General features: G+C 38.6%; 13 protein-coding genes. 5 read left to right on the top strand and 8 right to left on the bottom strand.

Translation table 11 applies throughout. The features are described 5' to 3' along the window. Nucleotides 1-26 precede the first annotated feature (26 nt). Together basD and basC are read left to right on the top strand one after the other, a co-directional pair. Nucleotides 27-2,969: an acinetobactin non-ribosomal peptide synthetase subunit BasD gene (gene basD, locus RMB06_RS05720; RefSeq protein ID WP_311078749.1), complete on the top strand. Its 2,943-nt coding sequence runs from the start codon at nucleotides 27-29 to the stop codon at nucleotides 2,967-2,969. A 47-nt stretch (nucleotides 2,970-3,016) separates the two neighbouring features. Beyond that, nucleotides 3,017-4,327, top strand: coding sequence for a putative histamine N-monooxygenase (gene basC, locus RMB06_RS05715; RefSeq protein WP_202744599.1), 1,311 nt, complete (start codon nucleotides 3,017-3,019; stop codon nucleotides 4,325-4,327). A 64-nt stretch (nucleotides 4,328-4,391) separates the two neighbouring features. Here the strand turns inward: basC and bauA are convergent, their stop codons facing one another. From bauA to RMB06_RS05685, 6 genes are all read right to left on the bottom strand, one after another. Further along, nucleotides 4,392-6,692 carry a TonB-dependent ferric acinetobactin receptor BauA gene (gene bauA / locus RMB06_RS05710; RefSeq protein ID WP_311078748.1) on the bottom strand — a complete coding sequence of 767 codons (2,301 nt, stop codon included), beginning with the start codon at nucleotides 6,690-6,692 and terminating at the stop codon, nucleotides 4,392-4,394. Between the two features lie 85 nt (nucleotides 6,693-6,777). Beyond that, nucleotides 6,778-7,746 carry a siderophore-binding periplasmic lipoprotein BauB gene (gene bauB, locus RMB06_RS05705; RefSeq protein ID WP_075383568.1) on the bottom strand — a complete coding sequence of 323 codons (969 nt, stop codon included), beginning with the start codon at nucleotides 7,744-7,746 and terminating at the stop codon, nucleotides 6,778-6,780. A 6-nt stretch (nucleotides 7,747-7,752) separates the two neighbouring features. Continuing rightward, nucleotides 7,753-8,523 (bottom strand): ferric acinetobactin ABC transporter ATP-binding protein BauE, encoded by a 771-nt coding sequence (gene bauE, locus RMB06_RS05700; RefSeq protein ID WP_202732149.1) that lies wholly within the window; start codon nucleotides 8,521-8,523, stop codon nucleotides 7,753-7,755. Continuing rightward, nucleotides 8,520-9,467, bottom strand: coding sequence for a ferric acinetobactin ABC transporter permease subunit BauC (gene bauC, locus RMB06_RS05695; protein WP_014207288.1), 948 nt, complete (start codon nucleotides 9,465-9,467; stop codon nucleotides 8,520-8,522). Before bauC ends, bauE begins: the two co-directional genes overlap by 4 nt. Further along, a complete protein-coding gene (bauD, locus tag RMB06_RS05690) occupies nucleotides 9,467-10,408 on the bottom strand; it encodes a ferric acinetobactin ABC transporter permease subunit BauD (RefSeq protein WP_202732148.1) in 942 nt (313 codons plus the stop codon). The genes bauC and bauD overlap by 1 nt, the downstream gene beginning before the upstream one ends. Next, the gene (locus tag RMB06_RS05685) at nucleotides 10,408-10,539 is read right to left on the bottom strand and encodes a hypothetical protein (protein WP_255787958.1); all 132 of its coding nucleotides are present in this window, start codon (nucleotides 10,537-10,539) and stop codon (nucleotides 10,408-10,410) included. Before RMB06_RS05685 ends, bauD begins: the two co-directional genes overlap by 1 nt. Before the next feature lie 500 nt (nucleotides 10,540-11,039). Between RMB06_RS05685 and basB the strand changes: the two genes are divergently transcribed. Continuing rightward, on the top strand, nucleotides 11,040-13,070 hold the full coding sequence (gene basB, locus RMB06_RS05680; RefSeq protein ID WP_202732900.1) for an acinetobactin non-ribosomal peptide synthetase subunit BasB: 2,031 nt from the start codon (nucleotides 11,040-11,042) through the stop codon (nucleotides 13,068-13,070). A gap of 70 nt (nucleotides 13,071-13,140) precedes the next feature. On the opposite strand, the gene RMB06_RS05675 is transcribed toward basB, so the two are convergent. Continuing rightward, the gene (locus tag RMB06_RS05675; protein WP_311078745.1) at nucleotides 13,141-14,988 is read right to left on the bottom strand and encodes an AMP-binding protein; all 1,848 of its coding nucleotides are present in this window, start codon (nucleotides 14,986-14,988) and stop codon (nucleotides 13,141-13,143) included. A 392-nt stretch (nucleotides 14,989-15,380) separates the two neighbouring features. Here RMB06_RS05675 and RMB06_RS05670 point away from each other — a divergent pair, with 392 nt between their 5' ends. Together RMB06_RS05670 and RMB06_RS05665 are read left to right on the top strand one after the other, a co-directional pair. Next, entirely contained in the window at nucleotides 15,381-16,241 is an 861-nt protein-coding gene (locus RMB06_RS05670; protein ID WP_086399834.1) for a siderophore-interacting protein, read from the top strand. 189 nt (nucleotides 16,242-16,430) lie between these two features. Continuing rightward, nucleotides 16,431-17,117: a pirin-like bicupin family protein gene (locus RMB06_RS05665; protein ID WP_005068005.1), complete on the top strand. Its 687-nt coding sequence runs from the start codon at nucleotides 16,431-16,433 to the stop codon at nucleotides 17,115-17,117. A gap of 34 nt (nucleotides 17,118-17,151) precedes the next feature. On the opposite strand, the gene RMB06_RS18260 is transcribed toward RMB06_RS05665, so the two are convergent. After that, nucleotides 17,152-17,397 (bottom strand): hypothetical protein, encoded by a 246-nt coding sequence (locus RMB06_RS18260; protein WP_081037798.1) that lies wholly within the window; start codon nucleotides 17,395-17,397, stop codon nucleotides 17,152-17,154. Nucleotides 17,398-17,419: the final 22 nt, after the last annotated feature.

Here is a 17,419-nt window from a genome sequence, read left to right as displayed (position 1 = left end):
ACAGCAAAATTGGAAATGATTAACAAATGCAACTGGTAATCATTTTCATTTGTTTGTATGATGCTGAAACAAGATTAATTTGTCAACCGAGTTATCGTTCAATGTGTGAATTAACTTCGATGCAAGCGGCCTGCTGGTTTGGTCGCTCTGGCAACGCAACTTTAGGTGGGGTTGCTGCCCACCTCTATGCAGAATTTGACGGTCAATTTATTGATCTACAAAAATTACATTTAGCACTTCAACGACTTTATAAAGAACACGCTATTTTGAGATTAAGTTTGAGTGCCGATGGCATCGCAAACATCATGGCTGAGAAGGCTCAACAGATATTAGAAGTCGATGATTTTTCAAAGCTTAGCGATCATCAAATTGAGCAAATGCTCATGCAAAAACGGGAGCAATGGACCCATCAAAAACTTGATTTAAGTCAGGGCCAGACTGTAAGATTTTCTGTAAGTGTTCTTAAAAAGAATATTTTTCGTTTTCATATAGATACGGACATGATTGCTATAGATCCGTCCAGCTTCTTGAATTTAATGGAAGATCTTTCTTTGTTTTATGAAGACCTAGAAATATCATTCTCCCGTCCGCCTAATTTTTTTGACTGGTATCAAAAAATACGGACAGACCCTAACCTAAAAAAATTAAACCAACGAGACCGCTTATGGTGGAAACAACGTCTGCCTCATATTAGCCCTGCTCCGTCTCTACCTTTCATTCATCAAGAATTCAAAACAGCAAAAAGTGATCGTTTAAGTACGTGGTTATCGCCGGAAGAACGAAAAGCATTACAACAACTTGCTAGAGAACAACACATTACTGTGACTAACCTGATATTAGGTTTATTTGCCTATACGCTTGGTCATGCAACCAAAGATCACAGCTTCCGATTGAATATTCCTACTTTTTGGCGTGAGCCGGTTTTAAAAAATGTCGAAGGCACTATTGGCGATTTTGCTAATTTAGTCATCCTTGATGTCGATATGAAAGGGACAACAACCTTAGCCGCATTCTGCAAACAAATAGCAAATCAAATGCTTGAGTTATTAGAGCATTCACATTATTCGGGTGTGAATGTTCTACGTGACCTATCCCGTTATCATGGTAGTGCACAGATTGCTCCTGTGGTATTTACAGCGGCACTCGACTTAGAAAACGATAATTTGCTTTCCGAACGTGTCCGCCGTGTTTTTGGCTCAATGAATTGGGTCATTTCACAAGGGCCACAAGTTGCACTTGATGCACAAGTTGCTCATGTAGATGACGGTATTTTAGTTAACTGGGACATCCGTTTAGATGCTCTACCCAAAGAATGGATCACGAATTTATTTAAATCTTTCATTCATTTACTTAAAAATCTTGCAGCGCACCCTGAACAACTTAATACACAAATTATAAGCCCAGCCCAAAATACTCCATCAGATCGTACATCCCAAAAATCATTAAACGCGTTACAGCAAGCCTACCTATTAGGCCGAACTCAAGCCCTTCCTTTAGGTGGTGTTGCCATGCAAGAGTTTAGGCAGTATCACGGCGAAATGGATATTGTTTTATTAAAACAACGATTGACAGAAATGGTACGGCGGCATGACAGCTTACGAACATATATTGATAAAAATAGGTTAGTACAATATGTAAGCAATCAAGTGAGTATCAATTTAAAAGAAATAGACCTAACTACATGGGAACCTGAACGTGCTTCTCACCACATCGAGTCCTATAAAAATAGTTATACGCATGAGCTATTTGATTTAAATCAGTCGCCTTGGAATATCACCGTCTTTTTATTAAAAAATAATCTACTAACGATTTTTGTCCGCTTTGATGCATTGATTTTAGATGGCCGATCTATAGCTTCACTAATGTTAGAGCTATTCGATGGACAACAACATGATATCCAAACGCAAATAGAAGAAAATGAAGTTGAAAATAGCTTGTCTGTTCATCAGGCAGATATGGCTTACTGGGAAAGAAAATTTTCTAAATTATCTGCTATTCCTGCGCTTCCGTGGAAAACACCCTTACAGCATTTATCGACTTCACATTACCAACGTAACAGTCTGGTTATAGAAAAAGATCAATTTAAACAGTTGTCTAAAATTGGAGCGAAACATTCACTGTTTAAAAACTCAGTCATCATGGCGATTATTTTGGAAGTGCTATCTCATTGGAACACTGACAAATCTCTATGTGTTGCTGTTCCTACACTTCCCCTCTATGCCGGACCATTTTCCAATAGTTCTACGTTTATTGCTGTTGAGTGGAAAACTGCAGATCAATTTGCTGAACAAGCAAACCGTTTGCAAACTGAAGTTTTAGAGGGTTTACAGCATCTTTCATTTTCAGGCGTTGATCTCGCTCGACTATTATTTGAAAAAGTTGGCACTGCTCCAGTATTACCGATTGTAATTACAAATGGTTTGTCATGGCCTGTATTATCTGAATCTCATCCTATTCAGCAACAAGATGGACTAACCCAAACTCCTCAAGTTGCAATTGATATTCGCTTTAGCACAAGAAATGACGGCGCTTTAATTTTCGATATTGATTATGCCCAAGAAGCATTCCCCCCCCACATGATTGACGATTTCTTGGATGCGCTACAATTGGCAATCAAGCAAATTATTGGTTCAGAAATATTCAGTTTTGATCTCAGTAATTTTTTCAGTGAGCTTCAAAATAAACGACCATATTTTAAGAATAATGAGTCCGATCATTCGTCTATTCCACTTGATAATAATGCTAAACAGCAAAATCAACTACTCGACATTTATTTAGAAGTAATAGGTCATACGCCAAATAAGGAAGTGGACAACTCAACTCATTTTACTCATCTCGGGCTACGTCCACATCATTTAAAGGTTGTCTCAAAACGTATTAATGAAACATACGCGATTCAGCTCTCACCGGTTCAACTTATTCAATGTCGCAATATTGCTGATGTAGAGAAACTACTAACACCACATTAATTCGTATTTTGAACTTTCATCATTTTGGAAACAGATAAAGTATAAACATGAAAAAAATAGATATTACCGGAATTGGTATTGGGCCATTCAACTTAGGTTTAGCTGCTCTTTTGTCTCATCATCCCGAAATCAAAAGCGTATTTTTAGAACGTAAACCAGAATTTCGATGGCATGAAGGGTTGCTATTGCAAGGCACAACATTACAAGTTCCTTTCTTTGCCGACTTGGTTACTATGGCCAACCCTTGCCATCCTTTAGGCTATATTAATTATTTACATCAACATGATCGCTTACATCAGTTTTATTATTACGACAGTTTTTTAATTCCACGCCGTGAATATGATCATTATTGCCGTTGGGCTTCAAAACAATTACCCGATTGTCGATTTGGAGAAAACGTAAGTCATGTGGAATATGACGCCAAACTCGATAAATTTATTATAGAAAGTGAATCAGCTTCGGGCGAAAAACAAAAATATATAAGCCAAAATCTGGCGATTGGTATTGGGACTAAACCTCGAATTCCTACGTGGCTTGAAACATGCAAACACCCTTTAGTAAAACATTCTGCGGAGTTTGCGAAAATTCAGGAACAACTCAAACAATGTAAACAAGTCACGGTTATTGGCTCGGGCCAGAGTGCGGCAGAATGTGTACTTGCTTTATTTAATTCACTTACCCCAGAACAAGTAAAAGCAGGTGCATCTATTCGTTGGATCACACGTTCTGCCGGCTTTCACCCAATGGAATATTCTAAACTTGGACAAGAGTGCTTTACCCCTGCATATATGCAATATTTCCAAAGCCTGCCTAGAGATAAACGTCGTGACATTGCTGCTAGTCAGGGCCTGATCTATAAAGGAATTAGCTTCTCAACCATTGGCGATATATATGATGTACTTTATGAGCGTTCAGTGGCTGGTGAAAAATCCGGTTTAAGCCTATACACAAGTTGTGAGGTTGAATCGGTTGAAGAACTTGAATCGGGTTCTCTGCGTTTAACCTGTTTGCATACTCAACTCGATCAACGTTGCGAATTAGAAACTGATGCCCTTGTTGCAGCTACAGGCTATGTTCATGATTGGCCTGAATGGTTCCAAAATATGAAAGGTTCTATTTTAGCGGTTGATGATAAAAATGATTGTATTGTTCAAGAAGACTTTACCGCTTTACGTTGTGATCAGGGACAAGGTCGTATTTTTATTCAAAATGCCGAGATTTTTCAGCAAGGTGTAGGTTCTCCTGACTTAGGGATCGGAGCAACCCGAAACTCAGTAATTATTAATCAATTACTAGGGCGTAATGCTTATCGAATTCCTAAACAGTCTTCTTTCCAGCACTATGGTTTACCAGAATAAAATATGAATATCATAAAAAAACCCGCGATTGCGGGTTTTTTATTCGGTTGAAGATTACAACAAATTAAAAGTCATATGATACAGATAGCATATACGTTCTTGGTGCGCCTAAAGCCAAATTCGTCAATTGTGGCTGTGCCCAATACGCTTTGTTGGTTAAGTTGTAGATATTGGCACGGAAAGTAACTGGGTGGTTCTCAACTTTCGTGCTATAGCGTGCGCCAACATCTAAGAGCGTACGCCCTGGTACGGACAAGGTATTTTCTGCATTAATATATTGCTTGGAAACTGCATTGATATTTCCTGATAAGGTTAAAGTCCCTTGTGCTACTTGAGTATCCCACTCTGCTCCAAGCTTAGCCTGATTTTTTGGCACAGCAACTGCTGTATGACCATCGTTTTTTCCACTCTTAGTCTTGGTAAGTTCAGGATCAAGATAGGTAAAGCCACCCATTAAACGCACATGTTCAATTGGTGAACCAAAGAATGACCATTCAATACCACGATTTCGTTGTTCTCCATCCGAAACAAAGGTAGATAAGTTATTCACAAGCTTTGAAGGATCTAAATAACTATTTGGTTTGGTAATTTCAAATGCACTCAATGTATGCGCAAATGTCCCCAAATCAACCTTCAAACCAAGTTCCTGTTGTTTGGTTTTTTGAGGCGGAAATATTTCCCCTCGATTTGATGCATTTGCAGGCGCCTGATCACCCTTTGTCAAACCTTCAATATAGTTTGCATAAACAGAAATTTTATCATTCGCTTTAATCAGTAAGGCGACACCAGGCGTAGTTGCTGATTTAGCATTTTCAGGTAATGTATTAACAGAACTTGTTGCTTTTACATTCTGATGACGAAGTCCTAAAGTCAACTGTACTTTATCTTGAGCAAACGACAATGTATCGGCTAAACCGAAGCTAGAGGTAGAGAGTGTCGAATGCAATAGAAACGGCGGTGTAAATTCCGGTTTAGGCCCCCAATTTGGATTGGGATCATAAATATTCGTAAAAACAGGATCACCAAAACCTGGGATAATTCTATAACCATAATCATCTTGTGCATGATTATAGTAGGTTGCGTTGGCGACCCATTGATGTTTCACAGGCCCTGTCTCAAACTTGCCTTTAAAACCTGCATCTGCTGATTTTTTATCGACTTCAAAAGCAAGTTGTCCAAGTATTGAACTCAGTGTTCCAGTGCTACTCGTAATCGTCCCTGCACTTGCCCCATTATATTTATATTTGGTTGTACTTTGTCCATAAGCCGCATATGCCATCAACTGATCAGAAAAATCATATTCGCCACGAATCATGGCACCTTTATCTTTGGTTTCCACAGAGCCCCAATCCGGACTAAGCAAGGTATCCGCTTTCGGTGGTTTCGGAATTCCAACTGCTGTAGAGACGTTAACACCACGTGTCACACCATCAACATGATCTAAGGCATCGTAAGCATCAACAAAAACACGTGCTTTTTCACCTTGCCAATCTAAGCCAAGCGAAAATAAACGACTTTCTTTCGATTGATCATTAACTGCTGCATCTCCATTTCTATACATCCCATTGATACGAACGCCGAATTCTTTATTTTCACCAAATCTTCTTCCAACATCGACATGTCCACCAAACTGAGCATCCGACATATATGTCGTAGTCAATCGTGCAAACGGTTCATCAGCCGCATATTTGGTCACTAGATTTACCGTTCCACCCACCGATCCTGCTGGCGGCATCCCATTTAACAAAGCGGAAGGACCTTTCAACACCTCAACGCGGCTAAACATTTCCGGAGAAGTTCGATAAAATGGTGTGATACCGAAAAGTCCGTTCATTGACATATCATTCGTGCTCGAAGCATATCCACGAATATAATAGTTTTCACTCCAACCACCACTTGCACCGTTGGTATATATCGATGGATCAGTTGCTGCAATCACTTCTGTAATATCTTTTGCCTGTTTATCTTCGATATATTTATCTGTATAACTAATCGTATTAAATGGCGTATCTAGAAATTTTTTACTACCGAGAAATCCAACATTGCTCGATGTTGCAACTTGTCCACCTGCATAAGTATCGTCTTGTTCAGCTTTTACGGTAATTGCTGGTAAAGCTGCTACATTTGTTTGAGCAGCTTGTTGTTCTAGAGTTTTTGTTGAATTATTAATAACAGCAGCATAGGTATTTGATGCACATAGTACAAATACAGTGCCTAATGCATAGCCTAATCGAAGGGCCATTTGTGCAGATGCAATACCATTTAATACAAAAGAACAGTGATTAATTCTTTGATCATTCCCACTTTTAAAATTACGGTTATCGCTAACGTTGTTCATTGAAAGACCTTTAATGTTGTGATTCATTTTTTATTAACTATCTGCTTAAAATACAAAGCAAAATAGTGAAAATTTATGCTGTAAAATTTGATTAAGTGATGTACCTAAAAATTTATTGGTAGCCTTTTTTTACATCTTCCATCACTATTTTGAGCGAGGTTGGGCTTGCAGCCGTGGTGTACCACGCATCGGCATCGACAAAAATGACACGACCGTTTTTCCACGCTTTGGTTTGACGTAATAATGGATTTTCAACACTGGCGGCATTAATTTTTGAGCGATGTTCCATCACAGCAGTTCGGTCCACGATATAGAGAATATCTGGGTCCGCTTTTTTGATGAATTCACTCGAAATAGGTTGCCCATGTAGACTTGTATCCATCACACCACTTGCAGGCTTTACCCCAAAGGCATTAAAAATAAAGCCATAGCGTGACTGAATACCAAAATTACTAAATGCCCCATTGTTATGAAGAACAACTAACGCTCTTTCTGGGCGATTGGCCGTTACGGCTTGTACTTGCTTCACCTGTTCATCAAGTTCAGAAACTTTCTGGCGGGCTAAATCTTCTTTATTAAATATTTTTCCTAAGGTCATCATATGGTCTTTAACCAAACCAATATGATTACTCGCGCTATTGTTGAAGTTAATATCGTAGTGAATGGTCGGGGCAATTTTTGACAGTTCCTGATACTGATTAACGTGTAATGGCGTCATCAAAATCAAGTCTGGTTTTAATGCATATATCCGTTCCATATTGGGTTGTACAATTGCACCCAAATCCTGAATCTGTGCATCTTTTTTATATTTTTCCAAAAAGTGTGGAACATAATCTTTTGGCATTCCCATAATCGGGACATTGAGTTGATCTAGAAAGTCAGCTTCATTCATATCAAGTACGGCAACGCGTTGCGGTAGATGATCTATCACCGTAGTTCCAAGCGCATGTTTTACCGTAATCGGTTCTGCTAGCTTCTGAGAAGCTTGAGTGGTGTCTGCAACTTTTTGGTCACATGCTTGTAGAGTAACAGCTGCCGCTATGATGAGGGCTACTCCCCCATACTTTTTCTTCCAGTTCATATGTATTCAAGCTCCAGATGAGTTGAAGTAATTACACATACAGCCACGCTCACTGTATGTAATTTCAAAATCAAGCTCGTACAGATCATTTAATTGCGTCTCTGTAATCACTTGTTCGGTTAACCCACTGAAATGAAGCTTGCCGTTCTTGAGCGCGACAATATGGTCCGAATAATTCGTGGCAAAATTGATGTCATGAATGACTAAAATCACAGTGCGCCCTTGTTCATCACATAAGCGCCTGAGTGCGCGCATAATTTGAACGGCATGTTTCATATCAAGGTTATTTAAGGGTTCGTCTAATAAAAGTACGTCTGTTTGCTGTGCGATCGTCATCGCCAAAAAGGCCATTTGCCTTTGACCACCACTAATTTCATCTATGTAAGATTTGCGCAGTGGTTCTAAAGAAAGAAACTCAATAGCCTCATCAACCACCTGACGATCTTGCTCGGTTAAAACACCACGGCTATAGGGAAAGCGTCCAAATGAAACCAGCTCTTCTACGGTTAAGCGCAAATTAAAGCCGGGTGCTTGACGTAAAGTCGCGACATGCTTGGCGTAAACAGCGGTTTTAATATCCGCAATATTTTGATGATTAAGAAAAATCTCGCCTTTATCCGGCTCAATTAAACGTGCCATCATCATGAGCAAAGTCGATTTTCCGGCTCCATTTGGACCAATGAGTGACGTCACCTGACCTGTAGGAAATTCAACATTTACGTCAGTCAGTACTGGCTTATTTCCATATGACTTATTGATATTCTTGACATGAATCATGCAACACCTCGGGTACGAACCGTCAGCGCAAGGAAATAAATGCCACATACCAGATTGACCAAAATGCTGACGGTCGTTTTGTAATTAAAAACGTGCTCAACTAGAATTTGAGCAGCAATAAATATGGCAATCGTGATGGCACAACCCATGGGCAGCGTTAATTTATGCTTATAACTTCTTGCTAGTGCATAAGTAATGTTGGCAATGAATACGCCCATAAATACTGTCGGGCCAATCAGACTGGTAGATACCGCAACCAAAATAGCGATTAGGGCTAAATAGAAACTGACATAGCGGTGATGATGAATGCCTAATGAAATGGCTTGCTCACGCCCTAAAACCAGAACATCCAAAACAGGAAGTGCTTTCCTACCGAGGAATAGAACAATGACTACAGCTAAGCTGGCATAAAATAAAGTTTCTGGTTGAGAGCGATTAAAAGAAGCATAGCTAAGGCCTTGGAAAACAGAAAATTCACCAGGATTAATTTTGAGTTGAATAAATTGAGTAACCGTCCCGACGACCATCGTAAGGACTAAACCTAAAAGCAACAGGAGAAAGACATCATTTCTGCCATATGGCAATAACCACTTATGGATTACCCACGAATAAAGCAGCATTAAAACGATAGAGATAAAGAAATTGCCGTTTACCCCTAACTGACTTAATCCATGTGTTCCCCAAAAAAACAACAACAAAACTTGCCATAAGAGATAAATCGCTTCATAGCCCATAATTGAGGGAGTCAAAATACGATTACCGACCAGTGTCTGAAAAACAATCGAGGAAAAAGCAACGCAAATACCGGCTATCACAATCGTGGCAAGACGCAGAAGTCGGTTAGGAATGACGTAATCAAAATCTAGTCCTGAGTTTAAAAATAAAAAACCTACTGCTAGACAGATGACAATCAGATAAATCGTCCATAGCTTTGTAATACGCATTATCTAAACTCCCTCAAAATGAGGATGAGGAAAATAATTCCCCCCACACCACCTGCGGTAAGTCCGATTGGCACTTCAAATGGATAAATAATCGAGCGACCAAGAATGTCGCAAACCAGTAATAGAGACGCCCCACCCAAAGCCACAATGGGCAAGGTTTTAGCTAAGTTTTCTCCGTATTTCAGTGCGACCAAATTGGGGACCACGAGCCCGACAAAAGGAATGGCACCAACAGTAATTACTGTGGTTGAAACTGTAATGGCAACCAGTATTAAACCAATGGCGGCTATAGCTGCATAACGAAGTCCCAAGCTAGAAGCCATCTCTTCACCCATACCAATCACGGTAAAGCGATGTGCGAAAAAATAAGTCAGGACAACAATCGGAAAAATAATGTAAATAACTTCATAGTGACCTTGGACAATTTTTGAAAAATCTCCTAAAAGCCACCCTTGCATACTTTGTAAAATATTAAAGCGATAGGCATAAAACTCAGCTAAGGCACTCAGTACACTGCCGTACATCAAGCCAATAACCGGTACTAAAACCGTATTTCTAAAACGGATTCGACGGATAATTGCGATATAAATTAAGCTGGCAATAAAACAAAAAATGATCGCAAATATCATTTTACTCAGCGTGCTGGTTACCGGAACTAAAGTTAACGACACTAAAATTCCCAGTTTGGCAGCATCTAAACCGCCCGAAGTTTCCGGTTCAACAAACTTGTTACGCACAATATGCTGCAAGATGACACCACAGACCGCCAACCCGATTCCGGTGAGCACAATGGTAATTAAACGAGGGATACGGCTGGCTGTAAGAGTGAGCCAACTCTCATGAGAAAAAGAAAATAAGGTAGACCACTGTATTTGCTCAGCCCCGAGCAATAATGAACAAATACATAAAATGATAAAAATACAGAATAAGCCAAATCGCATCAGTGGCGTGCCCCACTTGAGCGCAATAAAGCCAATGCAAATTGCAAATTTAGTCCCATCAAACCAAAGCGAGGGAAAATTTGTTCAACATTTGATGGGCTTATTAACCTTTCATGATTGAATATTCTCATGAAAATTCCTCAATTTTATCGAGACAACAGAATCATTTCCTTTTGAATAGGCAAAATCACAGCCCTATTCTTAGGATCGTTTTTTTCATCTTTAAATTATTCTTGCTGAACCAATTTCGAATTAAATAAATATTAATCAATCACTTATTATTTATTTTCTATTTTAAAAATTCGTCATTCTCAATTGGCACCATCTTCTTGCAAATAATAATCTTGATGTAAATGAGAATCAATTATAGTATGTTTAAAGGTAAAATGTAACCCTACTGTTACATCAGTACAGTTCATGTGGACATCAACTCATTAGAAAAAGGTCAATTTTTGCAAACAAGCAAATCTATAACATTATGAATTATATGAAATTTAATCTAATGTAAAAAATTTGCGAAATAAAAATTGATGAAAATAGCCATTTGATAAACCAGGATTCATTTATGTTGGAACAATTTTCCAAATCGCCCTCTCTCCTTTCGGTTACTGATTACGAAGAACATATCTGGATGTTGCAATTACAGCAGCCTGAACAAGTTAATCGACGTTTTAATCTGTGGAAAGTTAATCAAGGTTTAGATATTCAACTGCTGATTAAAGCAATTCAAGACATTATTAAAACTACGCCTGACTTAAATGTCCGCTATACATTTAGTGACGAAGGCGATTTATACAAATATCCATTTGATGATCATTCAGCTTGCCTAGAATTAAAAAAGAGCAATACAGAACAAGTATTTGAGCAGATAGCTAACTTAAAAGCGCAACCATGGAATGCAGAATTTCATCCCCCTTTTTTTACAAGTCTGGTAGAAACTGAACAAGACTATTTCCTGATTTTAGCGCTCCACCCGATTCTTGATGAAAGCTATCAAAAGTCAGATTTCATTCAGGCCATACAAAATCGCTATCGACAATATTCACCCAATAATATGCCATTGGTACTGACGGAAATTGATATCTCACATCATCTAGATACAAGTTTCACAAAAGCGTCAGAACAACCTAACCAAGCTTATGTTTCGGAAATTATTTTAGAAGAGTTCCGAAATACTCTCGCTGAGCCAGAAATGAGCCAACATGATGACTTTTTTGATTTTGGCGGCCATTCACTATTAGCAACACGAATTATTGGAAATCTACTCAATAAACATGGAATTGAGATTCAATTTAATGATTTCTTTAAATCTCCATCTGCTGCTGACTTAGCCCAATATGCTTTCGTTAAATCTGCAAAAACTGAAAAATCCACCTTACAAAGTGTCGATAAAGCCCCACTTACTTTAGCTCAAGATTTCCTGTGGCAAGCTTATTCTGCGTTCGATTTTAGCCCAATTTATAACTTGCCATTTGCCGTAGAATTCCTTGAAGAAATTAATGAAGATATTTTCTTTCAAGCCTTTACAGATATTGTTGAGCGCCATGCAGGTTTACGCACAATTTTTAATAGCGCCAATGGTCAAACCTATCAACAGGTGGTTCCTACGTCTGAACTTCAACAATTCAAATGGTTTTGGAACAGTGCCGAAAGTAAAGATGCAACGCTTGCCAGTGAAGCTTCATATAAATTTGATTTAACCCGTGAACTTCCCTTAAGAATTCGTTTAATTCGAAATGCCAAAGGTCGCCAAACTCTATCGTTCTTAGTTCACCACATGGTGATTGATGAATGGTCTTTAAATACCATTATGGCTGACCTTGCGCATGCTTATCTTGCTCGCTCAAATGCTCAAGCACCAAACTGGAAGGCACCTGCCCAATCTATTCTTGATTTTTCTTTACTCCAGCAAAAGCAAGGCATCAACCAAGACCATCTAAATTATTGGACTAACCTGCTAACAGGAGCAACCAAAGGTCTAAGTCTCCCTGTTTCAGAACATGAATTAAATGCTGAAAAGGAAAAACCTCCAGTCCAATGGCTCGAACTTAAATTTGCACCAGAAATGTATGAAAAGCTCCTCGCATTTTCGAGACAACACAGCTCTTCTATTTTCGCAGTTCTCTATACTGCTATCGCCAATGCGTTACAGCAACAAGGCGATTTAAAAGATATTGTGATTGGTACTTCTGCATCTGGACGAACTGATCCTGAGTTTTTTGATACGGTGGGTTACTTTACGACCATGGTTGCGCATCGCACACAGTTTAGCAATTCAGATTCATTCCAATCGTTGCTCCATAATATCAGCACAATGATTAATACTTCGATGGCCTATGCAGATATTCCAATCAACCATATTCAAAATGCATTAGGGATGAGCGCCGATGAAGGACTGTTATTTGATGTGTTTGTTCATATCCATTCAAATAACGCTTTAAACGGCGCGCTCAAAACACATCAGGGACAAGACCTTCCTTATCGCCAGATCTTGCCGGAACGTGATGAATCGATGTTCGGATTGCATTTTGAAATTATGGAAAATGTGATTAATGGACAACATCAGTTAAGCATGATCATTACTTATCAAGCCCACCGCTTCCCGACTGCAATAGTGGAAAATATCTGTGAAAAAATTAAGGCAACCTTAGCTCAAATCTAGTTGCCCTAAAACCAACCATGTGCTTAAAAGCCAACATCTCGGCTCTGCTTTTAAGCACATTCCAATTTTTCTATTTTATTTGCTGCTCTACTTTATTCACCACATCCTGAATTGTTTTGCAGCTAATAAGTGTATAAAAATCAATTTCTGTATTGAGCTTCTGAGAAAGTTTCTGAGCAATACTCATGAGTTGTTTCGGACGAATTCCTATCGCTAATATTTCACTTCTATAAAAAATATCCATTCTTTCAGCTTGGCTGTCAGCTATGCATTCACGGAAAACCGATAAAACCGAGTCTCCCACCTCAGCGATTGATGACTGTGTTTTAGTGGAATTTGTAGCCAACGTAGAAGATACATAAATTTTCCCCTGAGCGATTTCTTGCACAGCTTTACGATCAATTTTTCCATTTCGGGTCAAAGGTATGGTTTCGATGCTCAAATATTTCGAAGGAATATGTGAACTCGGCAAATGCACTTTTAAAAAGTTCTTTAATTCGGGGCTATTTAAGCGAGTAGTTTTGTATTTATTTTCTAGGTTATAAACGGCGACTAACTCTTGAGTTTCAGTCGTTGGATGTACACAACTTACCACCACACAATTATGAATATACGGGTTCTTGGTTAAAGCATTTTCAACCTCGGCCGCAGAGATTCTCACGCCTTTTATTTTTAAATAACCTTCCTCACGTCCAGCAAAAATAATATTTCCATCTTCCCTAAAATATCCTTGATCACTCATGCGAAAAGCAGTTTGAGTTTCATTTTCGCTCACTTGAATTTCAACGAAATCTTTATAATAAATCTCCCCATCAAGTAAATAACCATTTGATAAATTCAGGCCGGTCATATACATCGTACCGACCTCGCCCATTTGGCAAGGTTTTAGATTTTCATCCAAAATATAATAACGGTTATTTTCTAAAGCTTTTCCATACGGAATAATTTCCTGATCTTGCTCATTTATTTCATGCCATATACTCCAAATCGTGGTCTCAGTAGGCCCACCTAATGAAAATAAACGAGCGTTAGGCAATTGTTCTCTTAACTTCGAAATGAGTGAAGGTTTGATATAGTCGCCGCCTTGGGCAATTAAACGCAAAGACTGTAATTGTTCTTTTTGAGCTACACTGAACAGCATATCGACAATGGCAGGCACACTGCTCCAAAGCGTAACCTTGTAACGATCTACTAAATTGGCCCAGACAACAGCATTTTTACTTTGCTCAAAGGATGGCACCACCAAAGTTGCACCCACTGCCATTGAAGCAAAAACATCAAATACCGACATATCATGATGAAACGGTGTTACCGCCATAATCACATCATCCGCAGTAATTCGCCATTCCGAGATCGTCTGTTGTATCGTGTTTTCAGTGGCTTGGTTATTTAAGACCACACATTTCGGAGTTCCTGTACTTCCCGAAGTATATAAATAATATGCTGGAAGTCGGTTAATTTCGGCGTTAAAGCTCGGTTCAAACTCAGTTGTAGCCGATAAAATTTCATTAATATTTAGGTTTTGAACACCTGCAATGGATGAGTCACTCACCACAACATCTGCCCGGCTATTCGTCAATAAATAGTTCAGTCTCGACGGCGGTGAATCCATATCTACAGGTAGCAAAATGATGCCTGTGAGCGCACATGCCAAGGCTGTATAAATATGCTCAGGACTTTTTCTCAAGCAAATTGCAACCACAGACCCTGTCGCCAAATCTTGCTTTTTTAGCGCATACATAACTTTGGCGACCTGAGTCCCTACCTCAGCATAACTAATGCTACGGTCTTCAAAAATGAGTGCTGTTCGATTGGAATTTTGTTCAAAAATATTTTCATAAATTCGCTTTAAGAAATTTTCTACGTTGTTATTTTTATCATTCGTTTGCCCTAAATTTTGACTCAAATCTTTTAGCATTTATGTTGGTCCTCACCCTATTCTTTATGCAATACCACCCAACCTAATATTCAAAACAAAGTTATAAAATGTCGTCTTTATCGCTGTTTGTTCGAATAATAGATATCCCAGCACAATAATACAAATGATAATCATTTACAATTAATATTGTGAGAAATATCTATTTTCCTCCTTTAAAAGCACTTTATAAAAAATAATAAATATCAAAACAATAAGATAATTTTTAACCTTAGGCCTAATCATTTAAAGGGCTATATTTATGAACTAAAAACCACAATTAATAATGATTATTATTTACATTTAGAGCTAATTTAGTTATCGTAATGAATAGAGAGACTACATCTATATCAATTATTACGCTCTATAGTAATCATGAAGCTTGGGTTATATGTATGACAAAAATTGCAGAAAAATCGAAACAAGAATATGGCGACTTACTAAAAGAAAAAGACCATTTACAAGATATGGAACAACTTGAGATGACCATCGTCTCGATCCATACGCCATACCCATCCATTGTAAGAATTCAAGGAAAAATCAACACATTACAACCAGAGCTTTGGCAAGCTCCCAATTTGGCAATTCGGTTAATTGTGAGCAATCCGCCAGAGGGACAACCCATCTCACGCGTCTATACGGTCCGTTCGTTCAATCCTGTAAATGCTCAAATCGAAATTGATTTTGTTAAACATGAAGATTTAAGCCCAGCAATGGAATGGCTTAATTCGGCTCAAGTGGGTACAAAAATCGGGCTTATTGGCCCCCGCCCTCATTTCATTCCCAATTTCATACATAAAAAACATGTGGTCATGTTTGCCGACGATACGGCTGTACCTGCGTTATATTCAATATTGAATGAATGGGAAAATGGCGTAAGTGCTGATATTTTTATTGAAAGTTTTGAAAAAGATATTGCTAGCCAATTACCCCATCATGACCATGTCAAAATTCATTCGTTCCATAAAGAACATCACACGCCACAAAAAGGTCTTCTTTTAAAAGCAGCATTTGCACTAAAAACTTATGACAATATTACGATTTGGGCGGCCTGCGAACGCAAAGAAGCCAGAGCTTTACGCCAGTTTTTTCTAGAAGACAAACAATTTAATAAAAATGACGTGCGTATTGCTGGCTATTGGAGAGATGGCGTATCAAGTTCAGAACTAGACATACTCCGTGCTCAACATTATCAAAAACATATTCAGCAAGGTAAGACGTTGAATGAATATGATGACCTTGATCTAGCGAATTAAGATCAGCAATCATTTGAATAAAACCTGCTTCGTGCAGGTTTTTTTATGGGTCAACCTACATCTATAAATATAAAGCTATACGACCATATCAATTATGCAACGACATGTTGCAGTTAACCTATTTTTTAACCTCACATAGAACATTACTATATTTCTCAAGAGATAAATAAAAATTTGGGAGATTAGATCATGAATGCTTATCTACATCGTAGTGAAGATCGAGGTCATGTAAAAGCAGGCTGGTTAGAGTCTTATCATAGCTTTTCATTTGGTAGTTGGTACGACCCTAAATATATGGGTGTAAGCGCTCTACGCGTAATTAATGACGACCAGATTGATGCGCATAATGGTTTTGGTACGCACTCCCATGACAACATGGAAATCTTAACTTGTGTGTTAGATGGTGCAATTTCACATCGCGACACCATGGGAAATGAAGGCCAGATTAAGGCGGGTGAATGGCAACTCATGAGTGCTGGCACAGGTGTTGCCCACAGTGAAATCAACAACACTGACACGCCTGTACATTTACTACAAATCTGGATTATTCCTGATGAAAGAGATGCAGAGCCAAATTACCAGCAAATTAATCTTGACCCGCGTAAAGATCCAAACAAATGGCATTTAATTGCAGGTCCTGATGCAAATGCACCAATGCATATTCGCCAAAATGCAGAAGTAAAATCTGCCGTATTGGAAAAAGGACATGAGTTAACGGTTGATACGGTTAAAAAAGTGAACTATGTGCACGTAATTTCAGGTGTAGTCCGCATTGGCGATCAAGAAGTTAAAGCAGGCGATGCTTTAGTTTTTGAAGATAAAGCGACAATTCACGCAACTGAAGACAGTCAATTTATCTGGTTCGATTTACCTTAAATCATCAAAAGCCCTTTGCATAAAAGGGCTTTTTTTAATCTCCCCCGCCACCGCCGCCATCACATCCACCTGAATCTGAAGATGATGATGAACAGTCATTTGAGTAACTAGAGCTATGATGATGACTCGGACTATTATCGTGAAAATGATGTGTTGAAGCAGGTGAATGATCATGCTCACCAGATGGTGAATAATTTTTTAAATTTCTGAGTAGTGCGATTAAACAAATGAGCCCAATACTAGAAAAAATGACTATGAATATAATAATAAATAACTTCAAATAACGACCTCCTAGATCAAGC

The sequence above is a fragment of the Acinetobacter sp. V104_13 genome (assembly GCF_031798995.1).
GTDB classification, from domain to species: domain Bacteria; phylum Pseudomonadota; class Gammaproteobacteria; order Pseudomonadales; family Moraxellaceae; genus Acinetobacter; species Acinetobacter pittii.
The sequence above is the reverse complement of the archived record's forward strand: the minus strand, read 5'-3'. Positions and strand labels throughout refer to the sequence as shown.